Here is a 16,589-nt window from a genome sequence, read left to right on the forward strand (position 1 = left end):
TGCGGCGGGCCCCATGAAAGAAGAGACACATGCAGTTGGTTTTTGACATCGCCGGTCACGCTTGCATTGCCGAACGCGTCGAGATGCGCGGCAATACGATCGAAGCCGATTTCGCTGCCGACGCCGAGGGCCCCTTGGCCGAAGCGCTGGACGATCGGAAAGTGATCTTGCTGAGTGATGATGGCGGGCGTGTCGCGGTGACGTATTCGGTTCTGGAGTACCACACCAACGGCGGCGGTGCGTGCACCGCGCGGTTTTCGGTCAACACGGCAAAGCGCGTGCTGCACTGAGCCACTGGATTATCGCGGGCCCCCCGAATGGGCTGCGCGGTGATGGGCAACGACCCACAAAATGGCGTTCCGGAGCGGATGCGTTCGCTCCTTAACGCGAACTGGGACGCAGGCAAAAACTAGAACGGGCGGTACATAATAACGAGCCCGGTTCCGCGAACCTTGGGGGTGTTTCGGCACCCCCAATTTTTTGCCCAAACTTTAGCGCGGTATGGGCTGTTGCACCGTGGGCACGGCAGAAGGTCTCACAGACGCAACCACGAAGGCTTGTTTTGCTGCATTGCAATTACAAGTATAGGAGCGTCTGTTACGAGTTCCACATCGCCAGAGGGTCACCGGAATGTCGCATTCACAGCAATCGGGGTACATCGTCTGTCCCCATTGTGATGCGCTCTATGTGCAGCATACCCCCGAGTTCGGGGAGCGCGCGGTCTGCACGCGCTGCCGGACGGTGCTGATCGCGCCGCGCCGCAATGCTTTTATCCGCATTCTGGCCCTGTCTGTGACGAACCTGATCCTCGTGATTGCGGCGCTCTTTTTGCCGTTTCTTCAGATTAGCCGCGCTGGGTTTCATAACGAGACATCTGTCATGGACGCGGTGCTCGCGTTTTCGGACGGCCCGCTCTTTGTCCTGTCGTTGGCCGTCGGTGCGCTGATCGTGTTGGTTCCGATGATGCGCATGATCCTGACGCTCTATGTGCTCGGGCCGATGGTGGCTGGCAGGGCGCCCGCGCGCGGAGCGGCCAAGGCCTTTCGCCTGTTCGAGGCGCTAAAACCTTGGTCGATGGCCGAAATTTTTGTTCTGGGCTGCGGCGTGGCGCTGGTCAAAGTAGCGGCCTTGGCGCAGGTCCATTTGGGTTCGGCCTTTTGGATGATGGGCGTGCTGGTGATCGTGGTACTGCTGCAGGACAATATGATGTGTCGTTGGTCAGTCTGGAACGCTCTGGAGAAGCGGTCATGAGCGATCACTCTGACATCCCCTCGGCGCGCAGCCGTGGCATGCTGGCCTGCACGCGTTGCGGGGCCGTTTGGCCGATCGCGGCCGAGGGTACAGATTGCGAACGCTGCGGGCATACCCTACATTCGCGAGACACCAAATCCCTGCAAAAGGTTTGGGCGTGGTGGATCGCAGGCGTCATGGCCTACATTCCCGCGAACCTAGAGCCGATGCTCAAGACACGCACGCTGGTGATGGAATCCGAGTCCACCATCGTCGAGGGGGCGTTTGACTTGATCCACCACGGCGACATCCCCGTTGCGCTGATCATCCTGATTGCCTCGGTCGGGATCCCGGTCGCGAAATTCGGTGCCATCGCCTATCTGGCGTTTTCCGTGAATCGGCAAGCGAAGCTGTCAGCGCATGGGCGTCAGCACCTGTATGAACTGGTCGAATATATTGGGCGTTGGTCCATGATCGACGTCTTTGTCGTCGCGATCCTGTCTGCGCTTGTGCAGCTGAATGCGGCGGCGCAAATCTCTCCGGGGCCAGCGGCGCTGACCTTTGCCCTGTCGGTGATCTTTACCATGCTGTCAGCACAAAGCTTTGACAGCCGCATGATATGGGACACTGACCCCGCCCCAAACGATCCTACCAAGAAAGACCCCCATCTTGAGCGACACTGACACCCCCACCTCTGTCACCATCGAAAGCGCGCGCACCAGTCTGTGGGAGCGCGCATCGGTCGTCTGGCTGGTTCCTTTGGGCGCTTTGATTATCGCGCTGGCGATTGCGTGGAACCACTGGCAGTCTCGTGGCCCACTGATCGAGATCACCTTTTCCAACGCTTCCGGCATTCGGGCTGGTGAAACCGAGGTGCGGTTCCGCGATGTGACCGTAGGTTTGGTCGAGCATCTGACACTCGAAGGGGACATGAAGAATGTCACTGCCGAAGTGCGCTTGGACAAGGACGTGGCAGAGTACGTCGATGATGGCGCGGTGTTCTGGGTCATCCGCCCAGAGGTGACGACGCGCGGTGTGTCCGGCCTTGATACCGTTCTCTCTGGCGTCTTTATCGAAGGGGATTGGGACAGCGAAATTGGCGCATCGCAAACGGAATTTGTCGGGCTCGAGAATGCTCCGTTGCTCAGCCCAGGCGAAGAGGGTTTGCGTTTGACCATGCGCGCCGTGGGCGAGGACGGGCTGAGCGGCGATTCTCCGATCCTGTATCGCGGGATCGAAGTCGGCGCGGTTGGCCCGTCGCGGATCGGCAATGACGGCTCGACCGTTTTAGCAGATGCTGTGATCTTTGCCCCGTATGACAAGCTGATCACCTCGACCACCCGTTTTTGGAATGCCTCTGGTTTCTCGCTCAGCTTCGGTCCCGAAGGCGCGTCGGTGGATTTTGACACCATCTCGACCCTGATTGCGGGCGGCATCACCTTTGACACAGCGGCCTCCGGCGGCGTGCCCGCGCAGGACGGAGACCGCTATGATCTGTTCGATGACGAAAGCGAAGCGCGCGCCAGCCTGTTCTCGCGCGCCGAAGGGCCCGAGTTCGAACTGACGCTGGTGTTCGATGACAACGTTTCTGGTCTGCGCCCTGACGCGTCTGTTGAGCTCAGTGGTCTGCGTGTGGGACGGATTACCAACCTGACCGGCCTCGTGGACCCTGACCGCTTTGGCGACAACCGCGTGCGTTTGCTGGCAACTATGGCGCTGCAACCCGAACGGCTTGGCCTCGGGGACGATGGCATGGACCCAATCGAGTTTCTACAGCGGAGCGTGGCCGAAGGCATGCGCGCTCGGCTGACCAACGCCTCGCTGCTGACAGGCGGGCTCAAGGTGGATCTAGTGACGCTCGAAGATGCGCCGGACGCGATGCTTGATCTGGATGCAGAACCCTATCCCGTCTTCCCGACTGCGCCGCCGGAACTGACAGATGTGGCCGCGACTGCCGAAGACATGTTCAACCGCGTCAACAACCTGCCCATCGAAGAGTTGCTGCAATCTGCCATCGACTTCTTGAATGGTGCCACCTCGCTTGTGGCGAACGAAGATACCCAGTCCACCCCCAAAGACATTCGCGCTTTGCTTGGCGATATCCGCGGGCTTGTCGGGTCCGATGAAGTGCAGGCGGTGCCAGAGCAGCTCAGCACCTTGATGACTCAGCTTGGCGGTGTGGCGACCGAGCTCAACACCACCATCCAGCAGTTGAACGAAGCGCAGTTGGTGTCGACGCTCAGTGAAACGCTGGTCTCGCTGCAAGGGACGGTAGAGCGGGCAAATGCCTCGATCGACGGTGTTCCGCAGTTGGTGGAGCGTGTTGATGGCGTGGTCGCCAAGCTCGAAACCGTGCCGATTGATCAGTTGACCGTCGACCTGTCCGAACTGCTCAAGGCTGTGGACCGCCTGATCGATACCCCGCAGGCGCGCCAACTGCCGGCAGACCTGTCACAGACCCTGACCGAGGTTGCTGCCGTCCTGCGCGAGTTGCGCGAAGGTGGCACTGTCGAGAACGTCAACACCACGCTGCAGTCGGCCAGCGATGCGGCGGACGCCGTGGCCCGTGCTTCGGACGAACTTCCGACATTGGTGGACCGCCTTGGCAACCTGATCTCGCAGGCGCAAGCGACCCTGACGGGCTATGATGGCAACTCGCAGATCAACCGCGATGCGCGGACGGCCCTGCGCGCCCTGACCGAAGCGGCACGTGCCATTGACGGCCTTGCGCGCACCATTGAACGCAAACCCAACTCTCTTATTCTGGGACGCTGATTATGATCAAAGCTCTTCCGATCCTCGCTCTGGCGGCTGTCGCCGCATGTACCGCTCCCGAAGTCCGGTTGGCGACTCCGCAGATCGATAGCGACGTGTCTGTGCGCACCAGCTTTCCTTCGCTCGAAATGCGGTTGGTGAGCTTGCCCACCTATGCCAGCGCAGAAGAGATCAGCAGCCAGCAAGCGGATGGGACCATCACGTCTGGGGCCTCGCTCTTGTGGGCGGATGATCCGGCGCGGGCGGTGACGCTGGCGCTGGCCCGTCACCTGTCGCAAATCACGGGCGCGACCGTCGCCCCAGAGCCTTGGCCGTTTGATGCTTATGCGGCGGGGCGTGTGGATGTGCGCTTCTCTGACATGCTCGCGCGGTCGGACAACCAATTCCAGATCGCGGGTCAGTACTTCATCGTCGATAGCGAAGGACGGGGCAGGGACCGCGCCGTCCTGTTTGACATAACTGAACCGATCAGCGCGCCCTACGGCGCGCCCCAAGCCGCAGAGGCGCGCGCGCGTGCGATCTCGCGTCTGTCGGTTGAAATAGCCCAGAAAGGGCTCTGAGGGGGTAGGCATACATCCCTAAGCATAGATTTCCGCTCTATTTCACGAGGTTTCGATACCTCTGACGAGATGCCTTGCAAGGTCCTTGTGCGTTACGCCTGAAAAGCACTCAGTCTGCGAAAGACCGCGGACGCTTTTAGGCTTAACTGCAAGGATAATAAGAATGTCTGTGCCTGGTCCCGCTCAGCTTGAGCAAATCCTACTTAGCTCCAGTGATCTCTCGTCGGCCTCGTTGGCCACCCGTATTACCGTAGGACGCTTGCGCACCGAGGTGTCGAGCGATCCCTCGTCTCTGTCCGCGAAAATTGCAGAACTGAGCGAATTTGCGACGGCAAATGATTTTGCCGCAGCCGACTTGGCCAACATCTAATTCCGCACCTGGAGACGACCCATGAAAAATGAATTTCTGACTGTAGCCGAAGCTTCTGCACGGATCGAAGCTGGTGACGTGATGACCGTCGCAGGTGACTCTGCTCTGCTCGAGCAGCTGCCCGCAGGTAAATGGATTGGCGGTAGCTCTGTCTACTTCGTAACCGAAACCGGCGGCGCTGTTGTGCGCGACAAAGTCTTCTGCACCACGTTCGAGGATGTGGCAGACGCCGAAGTTCGCGCGCTGGGTGCTGATGAACTGGCTGACATCTCCAAAGGCTACAAAGCGGGTGGCTTCACCGTCATGCTGATCCCCGCGTTCTCGTCGACCCACACCACCTTTGCGCAGGAAGCGCCGAACATGGGCGCGCTGTTCGCGCAGCCGCTGGTGGGCTGGATTTCGGGCGTGCATCTGGACGAACTGGGCACTGCCAAGCCGATGGTCTTTGACGGCGGCAACGCAGCAGCGGTCGAAGACGGCGCGGTTTGCCTGCACATCTCACTGTCCGCAGGGGCGAAGGTCAGCACTGACATCGTCAACATCTTCAAGCAGGGCCATGACACCTCGACCACTTTCACCTTCCAGCAGACCGGCTTCAACGTGCAGACAGCCGTTGTTGACGGCAAGGAAGTGAACTTCGCTGAGTACTTGACCGAGAACAACATCGACACCCGCCTGCCGCTGGTCGCAAACTACGCGGGCGCTCTGGTAAACGTGTCGGTTCAGGCCGTCGATACCGAGAATGGTTCGGTTGCGCTGTACGCTCCAGTCATGCCCGGTGTGGAATACCAACTTGCAGCGCCTCTGACCGATTACGCGGGTACCTTTGCCGCGAACCTTGGTGACAGCGGTGTCGGCCAGTACTCGTGTAACTGCATCCTGAATTACCTCTATGGCGAGCTCGAAGGTAAATCGACCGGCACCTTTACCGGCCCCGTGACCTTTGGCGAAATCGCGTACATCCTGCTGAACCAGACGCTGGTCAAGCTGGACGTACAGGCAGCGTAATTACCCCAGACTTACCGAACTCGGGTAAAGAGAAACGCCCCGCAGAGTGATCTGCGGGGCGTTTTTGTGTGTACAGCTGAGAGCCAAGGCTTAGCCGTCGAAGTCAACTTCCTGAGTGATGCGCAGGGCGTCGTCACGTAGATCTGCCAGAGTCATCAGGTTCACGTCATCCGCGGTAAAAGTGCCCCAGCTTTCCACCAGTGCGGTGGCTTCGGTGCCGGGCGCGATTGGGTATTCGTGGTTTGCTTCGGCATACAGCTCTTGGGCTGCGGGCGAGGTCAGGAATTCCATCAGCTTGATGGCGTTCTCTTTGTTCGGAGCGGCTTTGGTCATCGCCACGCCGGAAATGTTCACGTGGGTGCCGCCGTTTTCAAACTCGGGGAAGAGCAGGCGCACGCTATTTGCCCATTCGGTCTGCTCTTCATCTTCGAGCATCTTACCCATGTAGTAGGTGTTACCAAGGCTGATATCGCACTGGCCAGCCCAGATCGCCTTGACCTGCGCGCGGTCGTTGCCCTCGGGCTTTCGAGCAAGGTTGGACTTCACGCCTTCGAGCCACTCTTTGGCATATTCTTCGCCGTGGTGGTGGATCATCGCAGCGGTCAGAGCCAGCATGTAGGTGTGCGTGCCCGAACGGGTGCAGATTCGGCCTTCCCACTTGGGATCGGCCAGATCCTCGTAGGTGGTGACGTCTTCGTCCGCGACGCGATCCTTGGACGCGTAAACCACGCGGGCGCGGGTGGTCAGGCCCCACCAGTGACCATCGGGATCGCGGTACTGCGCGGGTACGTGCTCTTGCAGGTACTCGGTGGTGATCGGCTGGGTCACGCCCGCGTTCACAACTGCCGCCAGACGCGAAATATCGACGGTAAAGACCAGATCGGCGGGGGTGCGGTCACCCTCGGCTTGCAGACGCTCGACCATGCCTTTGGCCAGATAGGCCATGTTCACGTCGATACCGGTTTCCTCGGTGAACGGATCCAGCAGGGGCTGCAGCAGCTCTGGCTGGCGGTAGGAATACACGTTGACCTCTTCGGCCAGAACGGGGGCGGCGGCCAGAACTGCGGCGCCTGCCATCAGAGCGGTTTTCACATTTGCGAACATATTGATCCTCCTCGCACGCGAATTTCCGCCCTTAAATCCGACAAAAGTACTCGGGTCAATACCTGACTGTAATTGTCTATTTTGCTTTTGCGGCTTTTTCCTGGGCTTTGGCGGCGTCCCACAGCTGATCCATTTCTTGTAGTGTGCTGTCTTCGGGCCGCTTGCCTTGGGCCGCGAGCGCCGCCTCGATGCTGCGGAATCGGCGCGTGAATTTCGCGTTGGTGTCGCGCAGGGCCTCTTCGGGTTCGACCCCCAAATGCCGCGCCAGATTGGCCATGACGAACAGCAGATCGCCCATTTCCTCTTTGACTTCGGCTTGGGTCAGGGTGTCTTTTGCCTCGACCAATTCACGGCATTCTTCCTGAATTTTATCCAGAACCATGGTGGTTTCTGGCCAATCGAAGCCAACCCGCGCCGCGCGCTTTTGCAGTTTTACCGCGCGCATCAGAGCGGGCAGCGCCAACGCGACATCGTCCAGCACACCGTCTTGTTTCTTGGCGGCGCGCTCTGCGGCTTTGACCACCTCCCAGTCCACGGACTGCTGCTCGGCAGATTTGTCCCGAGATTCGTCGCCAAAAACATGGGGGTGGCGGCTGATCATCTTTTCGCTGATGGCGTTTACCACGTCCTCGTGGGTGAACAGGCCCGCGTCTTCGGCCATCTGCGCGTGGAAATAGGATTGAAACAACAGGTCACCTAGCTCGGACTTCAATTCGTCCCATGCCTCGCGCTCGATGGCATCGCTGACCTCGTAGGCCTCTTCGATGGTGTAGGGCGCGATGGTCTTGAAGCTTTGCTCGATGTCCCAAGGGCACCCGTTTTCAGGGTCGCGCAAACGGCGCATGATTTCGCGCAGACGTGCGTTGCCGCTCAGGTCGTGTATCGGATCGTGGGGCATTGCGTGTCCCTTCAGTTTCAGATTTGGTGCCAAGGTGCCGCCCCACGTCAAAGGAGTCCAGTGATGGCCGTCATTAACCGAATTGCAGATTACGCGCCCGAGATGACAGCGTGGCGCCGCCATTTGCATCAGATGCCGGAACTGGGCTTCAACTGCCACAAGACTGCTACCTTTGTCGTTGAAAAGCTAAAAGAATTCGGCGTCGATGAAATCCACGAGGGGATTGCGACCAGTGGTGTTGTCGCGATCATCAACGGCACCGGCGACGGGCCCACCATGGGGCTGCGTGCGGACATGGACGCATTGCCTATCAAAGAGGCGACGGGCGCGGATTATGCCAGTCAGGTCGAAGGCGCGATGCACGCCTGCGGGCACGACGGCCACACCACAATGCTGCTGGGGGCGGCGCGGTATCTGGCCGAGACACGGAATTTCGCGGGCCGTGTGGCGCTGATCTTCCAACCGGCCGAAGAGGATGGCGGCGGCGCGGACGTCATGGTGAAAGAAGGCATCATGGAGCGGTTCGATATCGCCCGCGTTTTTGCCCTACACAACGCGCCCAACGTGCCCGAGGGGCATCTGGTCACCACACCCGGTCCAATCATGGCCGCCGTGGATACCTTTACCATTAACGTCAAAGGCAAGGGCGGCCATGCCGCGCAGCCGCAAAACTGTGTTGATCCGGTCGTCGCCTCTTGCGGGATCGTGATGGCGATCCAGACGATCCTCAGCCGGAACCATCACGCGCTGGATGATCTGGTGGTTTCGGTCACGCAGATACACACGGGAAGCGCCGAGAATATTATTCCCGACAGTGCCTATATCAATGGGACGGTTCGCAGCTTTGATCCCGATGTGCAGAACATGGTCGAACGCCGCCTGACGGAGATCGTGCAGGGCCAAGCCATCGCCTATGGCGTCGAGGCGGAACTGGATTATTTCCGCGACTATCCCCCTACAGTGAATGACGCCGCGCAGACGGCCTTTGCTGCCGATGTCGCGCGTGACGTGGTTGGCGACGCGCAGGTCGACGACAGTATCGACCGCGAAATGGGGGCCGAGGATTTCGCTTACATGCTGCAAGCGCGTCCCGGGTCCTACCTGTTTCTGGGGCAGGGCGATGGGCCTGTCTGTCACCACCCCGCCTTTGACTTCAATGACGAGATCGCGCCCATCGGGGCCAGCTATTTCGTCCGTCTGGTCGAAACCGGCCAGCCCCGCACCTGAAAGGACTGATCATGGCGCTCGAAGACGCAAAGAAACAGGTTGATACGGCGTTCACTGAGAAGAACCAGCGCGGGCTGCGGTATGAGAATGCATTCGGCGGGGCGACATCTTTCCTGCGCCGCCAATACACCAAGGATCTGACTGGTGTCGATGTGGCAATCACTGGCGTGCCCTTTGACCAAGCGGTGACGAACCGCACGGGCACCCGCCTTGGCCCCCGCGCAATCCGCGAGGCCAGCACCCTGCAGCCCTATGATCCGCCCTACGGGTGGGGCTTTGACCCGCTGTCGGAATTCGCGGTCGTGGATTATGGCGATCTGGCGTTCGACTACGCGCATACCCCCAGCTTTCCGGACAAATTGACCACGCATATCAAGGGCATCTTGGATGCGGGCGCGGCCAGCATCACCTTGGGCGGGGATCACTACATCAGCTTCCCCATTTTGCGCGCCTATGCCGAGAAATACGGGCCGCTATCGCTGCTGCATTTCGATGCGCACTCGGACACTTGGGCCGACGATGACATGAGCCGCATCGACCACGGGACCATGTTCTACAAAGCGGTTAAAGAGGGGCTGATCGACCCCAAGCGTTCAGTTCAAGTCGGCATCCGCACGGTGAACGACGACAATCTTGGGGTGCCAACCATCGACGCGCGAGAGGTCCATGAAACTGGCCCCGTCGCTGTGGCGAAGAAGATCAAAGATATCCTCGGCGACAACCAGACCTATCTGACTTTTGACATCGACTGTCTGGACCCTGCTTTTGCACCGGGCACCGGAACGCCTGTTTGGGGCGGTCTGACCAGCGGCCAAGCTTCGATCATTCTGCGGGACATTGCGGGGATCAATCTGGTGGGGGGCGACGTGGTCGAAGTGTCTCCTCCGTTTGATACGACCGGAGCCACAGCCATCGCGGGCGCCCACGTGGCGATGGAAATTCTGGCCCTTTGGTGTTGGACGCGGCGCAAGACCGCCTAAGTTGTTCAGAAACACAGGAGCCAGCCCCCATGAAGATCGGACTTCTCATCCTTGTCCTAGCCCTCGTCGCTGTTGCGGCCCTGATGGCGTGGGTGCGACTGGCCCCAAGTGATCCGGCTCGCTGGCATGGTGCGCTGACCTTCACCAAGGACGAGGACAAAGAGGGCGCAGCTATTCGCGTTGTGCCTGTGAACGATCCCAGCGCCGCCCTTGCCGAACTGGATCGCATCGCCCTTGCGACCCCGCGCACCGAGCGGCTGGCTGGCGCGGTCGAAGAGGGTAGTGTGACCTATATCACCCGCTCGGCCTTTTGGGGATTTCCCGATTACACGACCATCACCGCGGCCGAGGATCGCGTGATTCTGTTCGGTCGGCTGCGCTTTGGCCAATCTGATTTCGGCGTGAACAAGGCGCGCGTTGAGGGGTGGATTTCGCAACGGACCCCCGAGGGCACTTGACGAAAGCGCAGCCTTGGGAAACTTAGGCGGCATGGTACCTTATGAAAAACTCGAACAGATCGTACAGCGGTACGAATTCCTAGAAGCCAAGCTGTCTTCGGGAGATTTCAACGACGAGATCGCAGAGCTGTCCCGTGAATACGCACAGCTGAAGCCAGTCGTTGCCGAGATCCGCGATTACAAAACCTTGCTCGACGATCTGGCCGAGGCCGAGGCTATGCTGGCCGATCCCGATATGAAGGAACTGGCCGAAGAGGAATTGCAAGAGCTCAAAGCGCAATTGCCCGAGATGGAGCACCGGATGCGCTTGGCCTTGTTGCCCCGCGATGCGGCGGACGACCGACCGGCGATCATCGAAATTCGTCCGGGCACGGGCGGGGACGAGGCAGGCCTCTTTGCGGGTGATCTGTTGCGCATGTACCAGCGCTACGCCGAAAGCCACGGCTGGAAGTTCGAGATCCTAGAGATGGCGCAGACCGAACTTGGCGGTATCAAAGAAGTCGTCGCGAACGTCAAAGGCGAGGGCGTCTTTGCCCGTCTGAAGTTCGAATCCGGTGTGCATCGCGTTCAGCGCGTGCCCGAGACCGAGAGTGGCGGGCGCATTCATACCTCGGCGGCGACTGTGGCGGTTCTGCCCGAAGCCGAAGACGTGGATATCGAGATTAACGCGAACGACCTGCGGATCGACACCATGCGCAGCTCTGGCGCGGGTGGTCAGCACGTGAACACGACCGATTCGGCGGTGCGGATCACGCACATTCCCACAGGTGTTGTTGTCACCAGCAGCGAGAAATCCCAGCACCAGAACCGCGCCATCGCGATGCAGGTTTTGAAAACGCGTCTCTTTGACATGCAGCGCCAAGCGGCGGACGCGGAACGCGCCGCTGACCGCAAGAGCCAAGTCGGCAGCGGGGATCGCAGCGAACGCATCCGGACTTACAATTTCCCGCAGGGCCGGATGACCGATCATCGCATCAACCTGACGCTCTACAAGCTGGACCAAGTCATGCAAGGCGATCTGGACGAGGTGATCGACGCGCTGATCTCTGACCATCAGGCGACCCTGCTATCTGAGCTGGACGGATGACCCTGCAAGAGGCGCTGACCGCGGCCATCGCGCGACTGCGCGCTGCGGGTGTGCCTGATCCTGCGGTCGATGCGCGCCGTTTGCTGGCTCATGTCGTTGGCGTGGACGCTGGACGCTTGATCCTGATGATGCACGACGCTTTGGACCCCGTGCAGGCCGACGCGTTCGACACCCTGATCACACGCCGTACCGCGCGCGAGCCCGTCAGCCACTTGACCGGTGGGCGCGATTTCTATGGCCGCCGGTTCACAGTCACCCGCGATGTGCTTGACCCCAGACCAGAAACCGAAACGCTGATTTCTCTGGTTCTGGATCAACCGTTTGCGCGGGTTCTGGATTTGGGGACGGGGACGGGATGCATTGCCCTCACACTCTTGGCCGTGCGTCCCGAGGCGCGCGGCTTGGCGGTGGACCTGTCCGAACGAGCCTTGGACGTCGCGCGCGAGAATGCGGTGCGTTTGGGCGTCGAGGCGCGCTGTGAGTTTGAACAGTCCGATTGGTTTGATGCGGTCGAGGGGGCGTTTGACCTGATCGTTTCCAATCCGCCCTACATCGATGCCGCCGAAATGCTTGACCTGTCGCCTGAAGTGCGGTTGCACGAGCCAGAACTGGCGCTGACCCCCGGCGCGGATGGGACGGCGCCATATACAGTTATTGCGGCGGGCGCGATGACACACCTAGCGCCAATGGGGCGCGTGCTGGTCGAAATCGGCTACCGCCAAGGGCCCGCAGTCTCCGCTATTTTTGAGGGGGCAGGGTTATCCAAAGTGACCGTTCACCAGGACTTGAATGGCCACGACCGTGTCGTTTCGGCAATAAAAGAGCAGGTTTAGGCGATTTTTCGCAGGATTAAGACCCCAAAACCACGCTTTGGCCTTGCAACAGCTGGGTCAAAGTGATTACTCAAGAGTAGTCGCAGGCCGGTGCGGTCAAAGCTGCCCCCGCGATGTTAAGCCAAAAAAATAATCCTGCTCGCGGATCCCCGCCCAAAAGGCGGCAGGGTCCAGAGCACAAGGCCAATGAAGGCTGGACAGCAAAACCTATGAGATCTTCCAAATCACGGTCGCGGTCCAAATCGAACCGCAACAACCGCTCGATGGGCAATATTGTTAATCGTGTCTTCGATAGCTCGGGACCCGAAGGCAAAGTGCGCGGCACTCCTCAGCAGATTATCGAAAAGTATAATCAGCTGGCACGGGATGCGCAGTTGTCCAACGACCGCGTGGCGGCCGAAAACTTCCAGCAGCACGCTGAACACTACCTGCGCATGCTGAGCGAAGCGCAGCGCGAAATCGACGCCCGCCGCGAGCAGCAAGAGCGCGAAATGCGCGAGCGTCAGGCCGAGAAAGACCGCGAACGCGCAGAGCGTCAAGAACGCCGTGAGCGCGAAAACGCAGAGTCTGGCAATGATCAGCAGCCCGAGACCCAGTCCGAGGACGCAGCACCCGTAGCCACTGAAGCTGCGCCAGAGCAGACCCAGTCCGAAGGTCTGACGGTCGAGGCCGAAGCTGACAGCGACGATGCGGACAACGGTCTGGTTGAAACACCGGAAAGCAAAGCGTCTGAAGCACAGCCCGCTGCCGAAGAGCCTAAGCCCGCGCGCAAGCCCCGCGCGCCGCGCGCCAAAAAGCCGGCGGCTGACAAGGCAGAAGGCGAAGAGAAGCCCAAGCCAAAGCGCGCGCCGCGCAAGCCTCGGGCCAAGAAGGCAGACACCGAGGGCGGCGATGCCCCAAAAGGCGACTCTTCGAGCGACACCCCTGCGGCCGCCGAATAAGGCGCTTAAGCATCCAGAATGAAGAAAGCCCCCGAATTTCGGGGGCTTTTGCGTTTTCAGGTCTTTTTGATTTCACGGGCGAGGGCGCAGAAGCCCTCTAGAGTGACTTGCTCGGCACGCTCTGTAGGTTTGATGCCTGCGGCCAGCAACCGATCTTCGATGTCCGGTGCGACCCCCTTGAGGCTAGCGCGTAGCATCTTTCGGCGCTGGTTAAACGCGGCGGCGACCACACGGCTTAGCACAGCTGGCTCGGCGGGAAAGCGCGGCTCTTCCAGAGCGGTCAGGTGCACGACAGCAGAAGAGACTTTGGGCGGTGGGCTGAACGCTTCGGGCGGCAAGTTGATCACAATGCGCGCATCGGCACGCCACTGCGCCAGAATAGCAAGACGGCCATAGGCTTTGCTGCCCGGTGTCGCGACGATCCGTTCTGCGACCTCTTTCTGGAACATCAGGGTAAGACTGGTCCAGAACGGCGGCCACTGCTGCGGCGTCAGCCAGCGCACCAAAAGCTCGGTCCCGACGTTGTAGGGCAGATTGGCGGCGACGCGGATTGGCGGGGTCAGGTGCTCTAGCGGATCCACCTCGAGCGCGTCGCCCTCAATCACCTGAAGGCGGCCGGCATAGGCTGCGGCGACTTCGGCCAGTGCGGGAATACAGCGGCTGTCTTTCTCGATGGCCAAGACACGGCGCGCCCCTTCGGCCAACAGACCGCGTGTCAGACCGCCCGGACCCGGGCCGATTTCCAGCACGTCGCAGCCCGTCAGATCTCCCGCTTGGCGCGCGATCTTGGACGTCAGATTCAAATCCAAAAGGAAGTTCTGACCCAGCGATTTGCGGGCGTTCAACTCGTGTGTGGCGATAACCTCGCGCAGGGGGGGCAGGTTGTCGATGGCGCTCATAGCTTGGCTCCTGCGCGGGCGATGGCCATGTCGCGGGCCATCTCTAGTGCAGCGATCGTGCTGGCGGGATTGGCAAGGCCCTGTCCTGCAATGTCAAAGGCGGTGCCGTGGTCCGGAGAGGTGCGGATGAACGGCAAACCAAGGGTCACGTTCACACCGGCGTCAAAGGCCAACGTCTTGATCGGGATCAGCGCTTGGTCATGGTACATGCAAACCGCAGCGTCATACCGCGCGCGGGCGGCGGGGTGGAACATGGTGTCGGCGGATAGAGGCCCCGTGATATCCAAGCGCTCGGCGCGCAGTTTGTCGAGCAAGGGAATGATCATCTCGAGCTCTTGGCGGCCCATCGCGCCGTTCTCGCCCGCATGGGGATTTAGGCCCGCGACCGCAATCCGAGGGCTTTCAACGCCAAAATCCTGAATCAACGCGCGATGCGTGATCCAGATGGTTTCTTCCAGTAATTCAGGGGTCAGCTCGGTCGCGACCTGATCCAGTGCGATGTGGATGGTCGTCGGGACAACCCGCAGCTCTGGGCTGGCAAGCATCATCACAACGCGGTCCACGCCGCCCAAAGCCGCCAGATATTCGGTGTGACCCGGATAGGCAAAGCCAGCACCTGATTGCAGGACGTGCTTGTTGATCGGCAGGGTGCAAACCGCGCTGGCCTGACCGTCTTGTACCAGTTTCACGGCGCGGGCAATGACCTCGACCACGCCATGCGCGTTCTGTGCGTCAGGTTCGCCCCACGTGTTGTCTGTAGGAAAATCGTGGCGCAGCACGGGCAGGGCGGTCGCGCTGGCATGAAGCGCGTCCATCGGGTTGTGGATTTCGGTCACGGGCGTGCCAGAGGGCAGGTGCCGTGGATCGCCAATGTAGAAGAAGGGCAAACGCGCGCCCAAGGTTTCCCAGGCGCGCGCCGCGATTTCGGGGCCAATACCTGCGGGCTCGCCGCAGGTCAGGGCAATGGGTGCCAGTGTCATGGACGAACGATCCGTGCGTCAGCTTTGAGCTGGCCCAAGTAGCTGTCCGCCGACGCGCCAAGGCGCTGGTTGCGCAGGTTGTTGGCCACATCCTCGCGGCTGGCCTCTTCGTTGATCGCGGCGGTGCGGCCACACATCATTAGCAGAACCATGGTCTGTCCGCCGTTGCGCGTGATCGCTGTGCTGGTTTCGCCCTCGTCCAGTTTCGACAGCTCGATTGCAATGTCGCTCGGGATTTGTGCGGGGGGCAGGCTGGTGCGCTCTAGGCGGGCGGGGTCCTGACCTTTGTTGATCCCATAGAGGTCGTTGCACGTGTCCGTAGTGCCCGCGATGCGCTTGGCCTCGGCCAGTGCCTCGGGGGTTTGGCCCCGGGGGATCAGGTACTGCGCGTATTCGATGGCTGCATATTCGGGTGCTGGGGCTTCGGTCTCTTCGATGCCGCGCAGCTGGAACAGCGCGATACCGTTCGGAATTTCAATCGGTTGGGTCACGTCGTTGATGCCGATCGACAGCACGATAGGGCGCAGGATCGGGGGCAGTTCGGTGATGGCCATCCACGGCATCCGGCCCCCAGACTGGCGCGAAGCGGTCGCCGAGTAGTTCCGGGCCGCTGCCGAGAATTCGGCAGGCGAGGTGGTCTTGCTGACACGGTTCGCGATCTCGGTTGCTTGCTCAATCTCGCCGGGCACTTCGGGGCGCGCAGGCAGGATGATCTCGGCCAGCAGCACGCGCAGACCACCGCCGCTACCGGTCAAGGACATGGCGCGATCAATTTCGTCTTCGGTGACATTGGCCTGACCTGCAAACCGCTGGCGGACAACCTGACGCCACGCCAAGCCGGGGACAACGAATGCCTCGAGTGTGGCAGGATCAACGCCATCACCCGCCAGATTGGCGATGAAGTCGTCCGCGGACAGGTTCCCGCGGCTGGCCAGTTCGGCAACGCCTGCCTGAATCTCCTCGGGAGAGAGGGTGATCCCCATCTGCTCGGCCGCCTGAATTTTCAGGGCGTCGTCGATCAGCTGCTCTTCGGCAATCTGCGGGACGTTGCCCGGGGTCCCGAACGCACGCAAGAGCGTGATCCGCTGGTTCAGTTCATATCCGGTGATGGCGTCTTCGTTTACCCGCAGCACAGGTGAAAACAGCTCCTGGGCCGGAGCGAGGGCCGGCATCAGCGAAAGAAGGGTCGCGGAAATTAGCAGCAGGTTGCGCATGGTCCCTCTCTTGGGTCAGTCAGGG

Annotated in this window: 18 protein-coding genes; 13 read left to right on the forward strand and 5 right to left on the reverse strand. The window is 60.6% G+C overall.

Annotated features, from left to right (window positions below; genetic code table 11):
- The first annotated feature begins 29 nt into the window (after positions 1–29).
- The 7 genes from N4A58_RS08210 (at position 30) to N4A58_RS08240 (ending at position 5,943) form a co-directional block, all read left to right on the forward strand.
- The gene (locus N4A58_RS08210; RefSeq protein WP_293708878.1) at positions 30–290 is read left to right on the forward strand and encodes a hypothetical protein; all 261 of its coding nucleotides are present in this window, start codon (positions 30–32) and stop codon (positions 288–290) included.
- A gap of 340 nt (positions 291–630) precedes the next feature.
- Positions 631–1,251, forward strand: coding sequence for a paraquat-inducible protein A (locus N4A58_RS08215; protein ID WP_293708879.1), 621 nt, complete (start codon positions 631–633; stop codon positions 1,249–1,251).
- The gene (locus N4A58_RS08220) at positions 1,248–1,913 is read left to right on the forward strand and encodes a paraquat-inducible protein A (RefSeq protein WP_293708880.1); all 666 of its coding nucleotides are present in this window, start codon (positions 1,248–1,250) and stop codon (positions 1,911–1,913) included. The genes N4A58_RS08215 and N4A58_RS08220 overlap by 4 nt, the downstream gene beginning before the upstream one ends.
- Complete coding sequence (locus tag N4A58_RS08225) at positions 1,900–4,005, forward strand: MlaD family protein (protein WP_293708881.1); 2,106 nt, start codon at positions 1,900–1,902, stop codon at positions 4,003–4,005. The genes N4A58_RS08220 and N4A58_RS08225 overlap by 14 nt, the downstream gene beginning before the upstream one ends.
- Before the next feature lie 2 nt (positions 4,006–4,007).
- Positions 4,008–4,565, forward strand: a complete 558-nt coding sequence (locus tag N4A58_RS08230; RefSeq protein ID WP_293708882.1) for an ABC-type transport auxiliary lipoprotein family protein — start codon at positions 4,008–4,010, stop codon at positions 4,563–4,565.
- Between the two features lie 163 nt (positions 4,566–4,728).
- On the forward strand, positions 4,729–4,935 hold the full coding sequence (locus N4A58_RS08235) for a hypothetical protein (RefSeq protein ID WP_072707024.1): 207 nt from the start codon (positions 4,729–4,731) through the stop codon (positions 4,933–4,935).
- Positions 4,936–4,956: 21 nt separating this feature from the next.
- On the forward strand, positions 4,957–5,943 hold the full coding sequence (locus tag N4A58_RS08240; RefSeq protein WP_293708883.1) for a hypothetical protein: 987 nt from the start codon (positions 4,957–4,959) through the stop codon (positions 5,941–5,943).
- A gap of 90 nt (positions 5,944–6,033) precedes the next feature.
- Here N4A58_RS08240 and N4A58_RS08245 read toward each other — a convergent pair whose 3' ends face one another.
- The gene (locus tag N4A58_RS08245) at positions 6,034–7,047 is read right to left on the reverse strand and encodes a Fe(3+) ABC transporter substrate-binding protein (RefSeq protein ID WP_293708884.1); all 1,014 of its coding nucleotides are present in this window, start codon (positions 7,045–7,047) and stop codon (positions 6,034–6,036) included.
- Between the two features lie 76 nt (positions 7,048–7,123).
- Positions 7,124–7,945, reverse strand: a complete 822-nt coding sequence (gene mazG, locus N4A58_RS08250; protein ID WP_293708885.1) for a nucleoside triphosphate pyrophosphohydrolase — start codon at positions 7,943–7,945, stop codon at positions 7,124–7,126.
- Between the two features lie 63 nt (positions 7,946–8,008).
- Here mazG and N4A58_RS08255 point away from each other — a divergent pair, with 63 nt between their 5' ends.
- The 6 genes from N4A58_RS08255 to N4A58_RS08280 all read left to right on the forward strand — a co-directional run bounded on the left by N4A58_RS08255 (position 8,009) and on the right by N4A58_RS08280 (position 13,471).
- The gene (locus N4A58_RS08255; protein WP_293708886.1) at positions 8,009–9,172 is read left to right on the forward strand and encodes a M20 aminoacylase family protein; all 1,164 of its coding nucleotides are present in this window, start codon (positions 8,009–8,011) and stop codon (positions 9,170–9,172) included.
- Between the two features lie 11 nt (positions 9,173–9,183).
- Positions 9,184–10,152 (forward strand): agmatinase, encoded by a 969-nt coding sequence (gene speB / locus N4A58_RS08260; protein WP_293708887.1) that lies wholly within the window; start codon positions 9,184–9,186, stop codon positions 10,150–10,152.
- Positions 10,153–10,181: 29 nt separating this feature from the next.
- A complete protein-coding gene (locus N4A58_RS08265) occupies positions 10,182–10,610 on the forward strand; it encodes a DUF1499 domain-containing protein (protein WP_293708888.1) in 429 nt (142 codons plus the stop codon).
- Positions 10,611–10,641: 31 nt separating this feature from the next.
- The gene (gene prfA / locus N4A58_RS08270; RefSeq protein ID WP_293708889.1) at positions 10,642–11,697 is read left to right on the forward strand and encodes a peptide chain release factor 1; all 1,056 of its coding nucleotides are present in this window, start codon (positions 10,642–10,644) and stop codon (positions 11,695–11,697) included.
- The gene (gene prmC / locus N4A58_RS08275) at positions 11,694–12,530 is read left to right on the forward strand and encodes a peptide chain release factor N(5)-glutamine methyltransferase (protein ID WP_293708890.1); all 837 of its coding nucleotides are present in this window, start codon (positions 11,694–11,696) and stop codon (positions 12,528–12,530) included. The genes prfA and prmC overlap by 4 nt, the downstream gene beginning before the upstream one ends.
- Positions 12,531–12,739: 209 nt before the next feature.
- Complete coding sequence (locus tag N4A58_RS08280; RefSeq protein ID WP_293708891.1) at positions 12,740–13,471, forward strand: DUF4167 domain-containing protein; 732 nt, start codon at positions 12,740–12,742, stop codon at positions 13,469–13,471.
- 56 nt (positions 13,472–13,527) lie between these two features.
- Here the strand turns inward: N4A58_RS08280 and rsmA are convergent, their stop codons facing one another.
- From rsmA to N4A58_RS08295, 3 genes are read right to left on the reverse strand one after another with little or no spacing between them, the layout of a single operon-like run.
- The gene (gene rsmA / locus N4A58_RS08285; protein ID WP_293708892.1) at positions 13,528–14,370 is read right to left on the reverse strand and encodes a 16S rRNA (adenine(1518)-N(6)/adenine(1519)-N(6))-dimethyltransferase RsmA; all 843 of its coding nucleotides are present in this window, start codon (positions 14,368–14,370) and stop codon (positions 13,528–13,530) included.
- Entirely contained in the window at positions 14,367–15,350 is a 984-nt protein-coding gene (gene pdxA, locus N4A58_RS08290) for a 4-hydroxythreonine-4-phosphate dehydrogenase PdxA (protein WP_293708893.1), read from the reverse strand. The genes rsmA and pdxA overlap by 4 nt, the downstream gene beginning before the upstream one ends.
- Positions 15,347–16,564, reverse strand: coding sequence for a peptidylprolyl isomerase (locus N4A58_RS08295; protein ID WP_293708894.1), 1,218 nt, complete (start codon positions 16,562–16,564; stop codon positions 15,347–15,349). The genes pdxA and N4A58_RS08295 overlap by 4 nt, the downstream gene beginning before the upstream one ends.
- Positions 16,565–16,589: the final 25 nt, after the last annotated feature.

The sequence above is a fragment of the Donghicola sp. genome (genome assembly GCF_025210255.1).
Classification (GTDB): Bacteria; Pseudomonadota; Alphaproteobacteria; order Rhodobacterales; family Rhodobacteraceae; genus Donghicola; species Donghicola eburneus.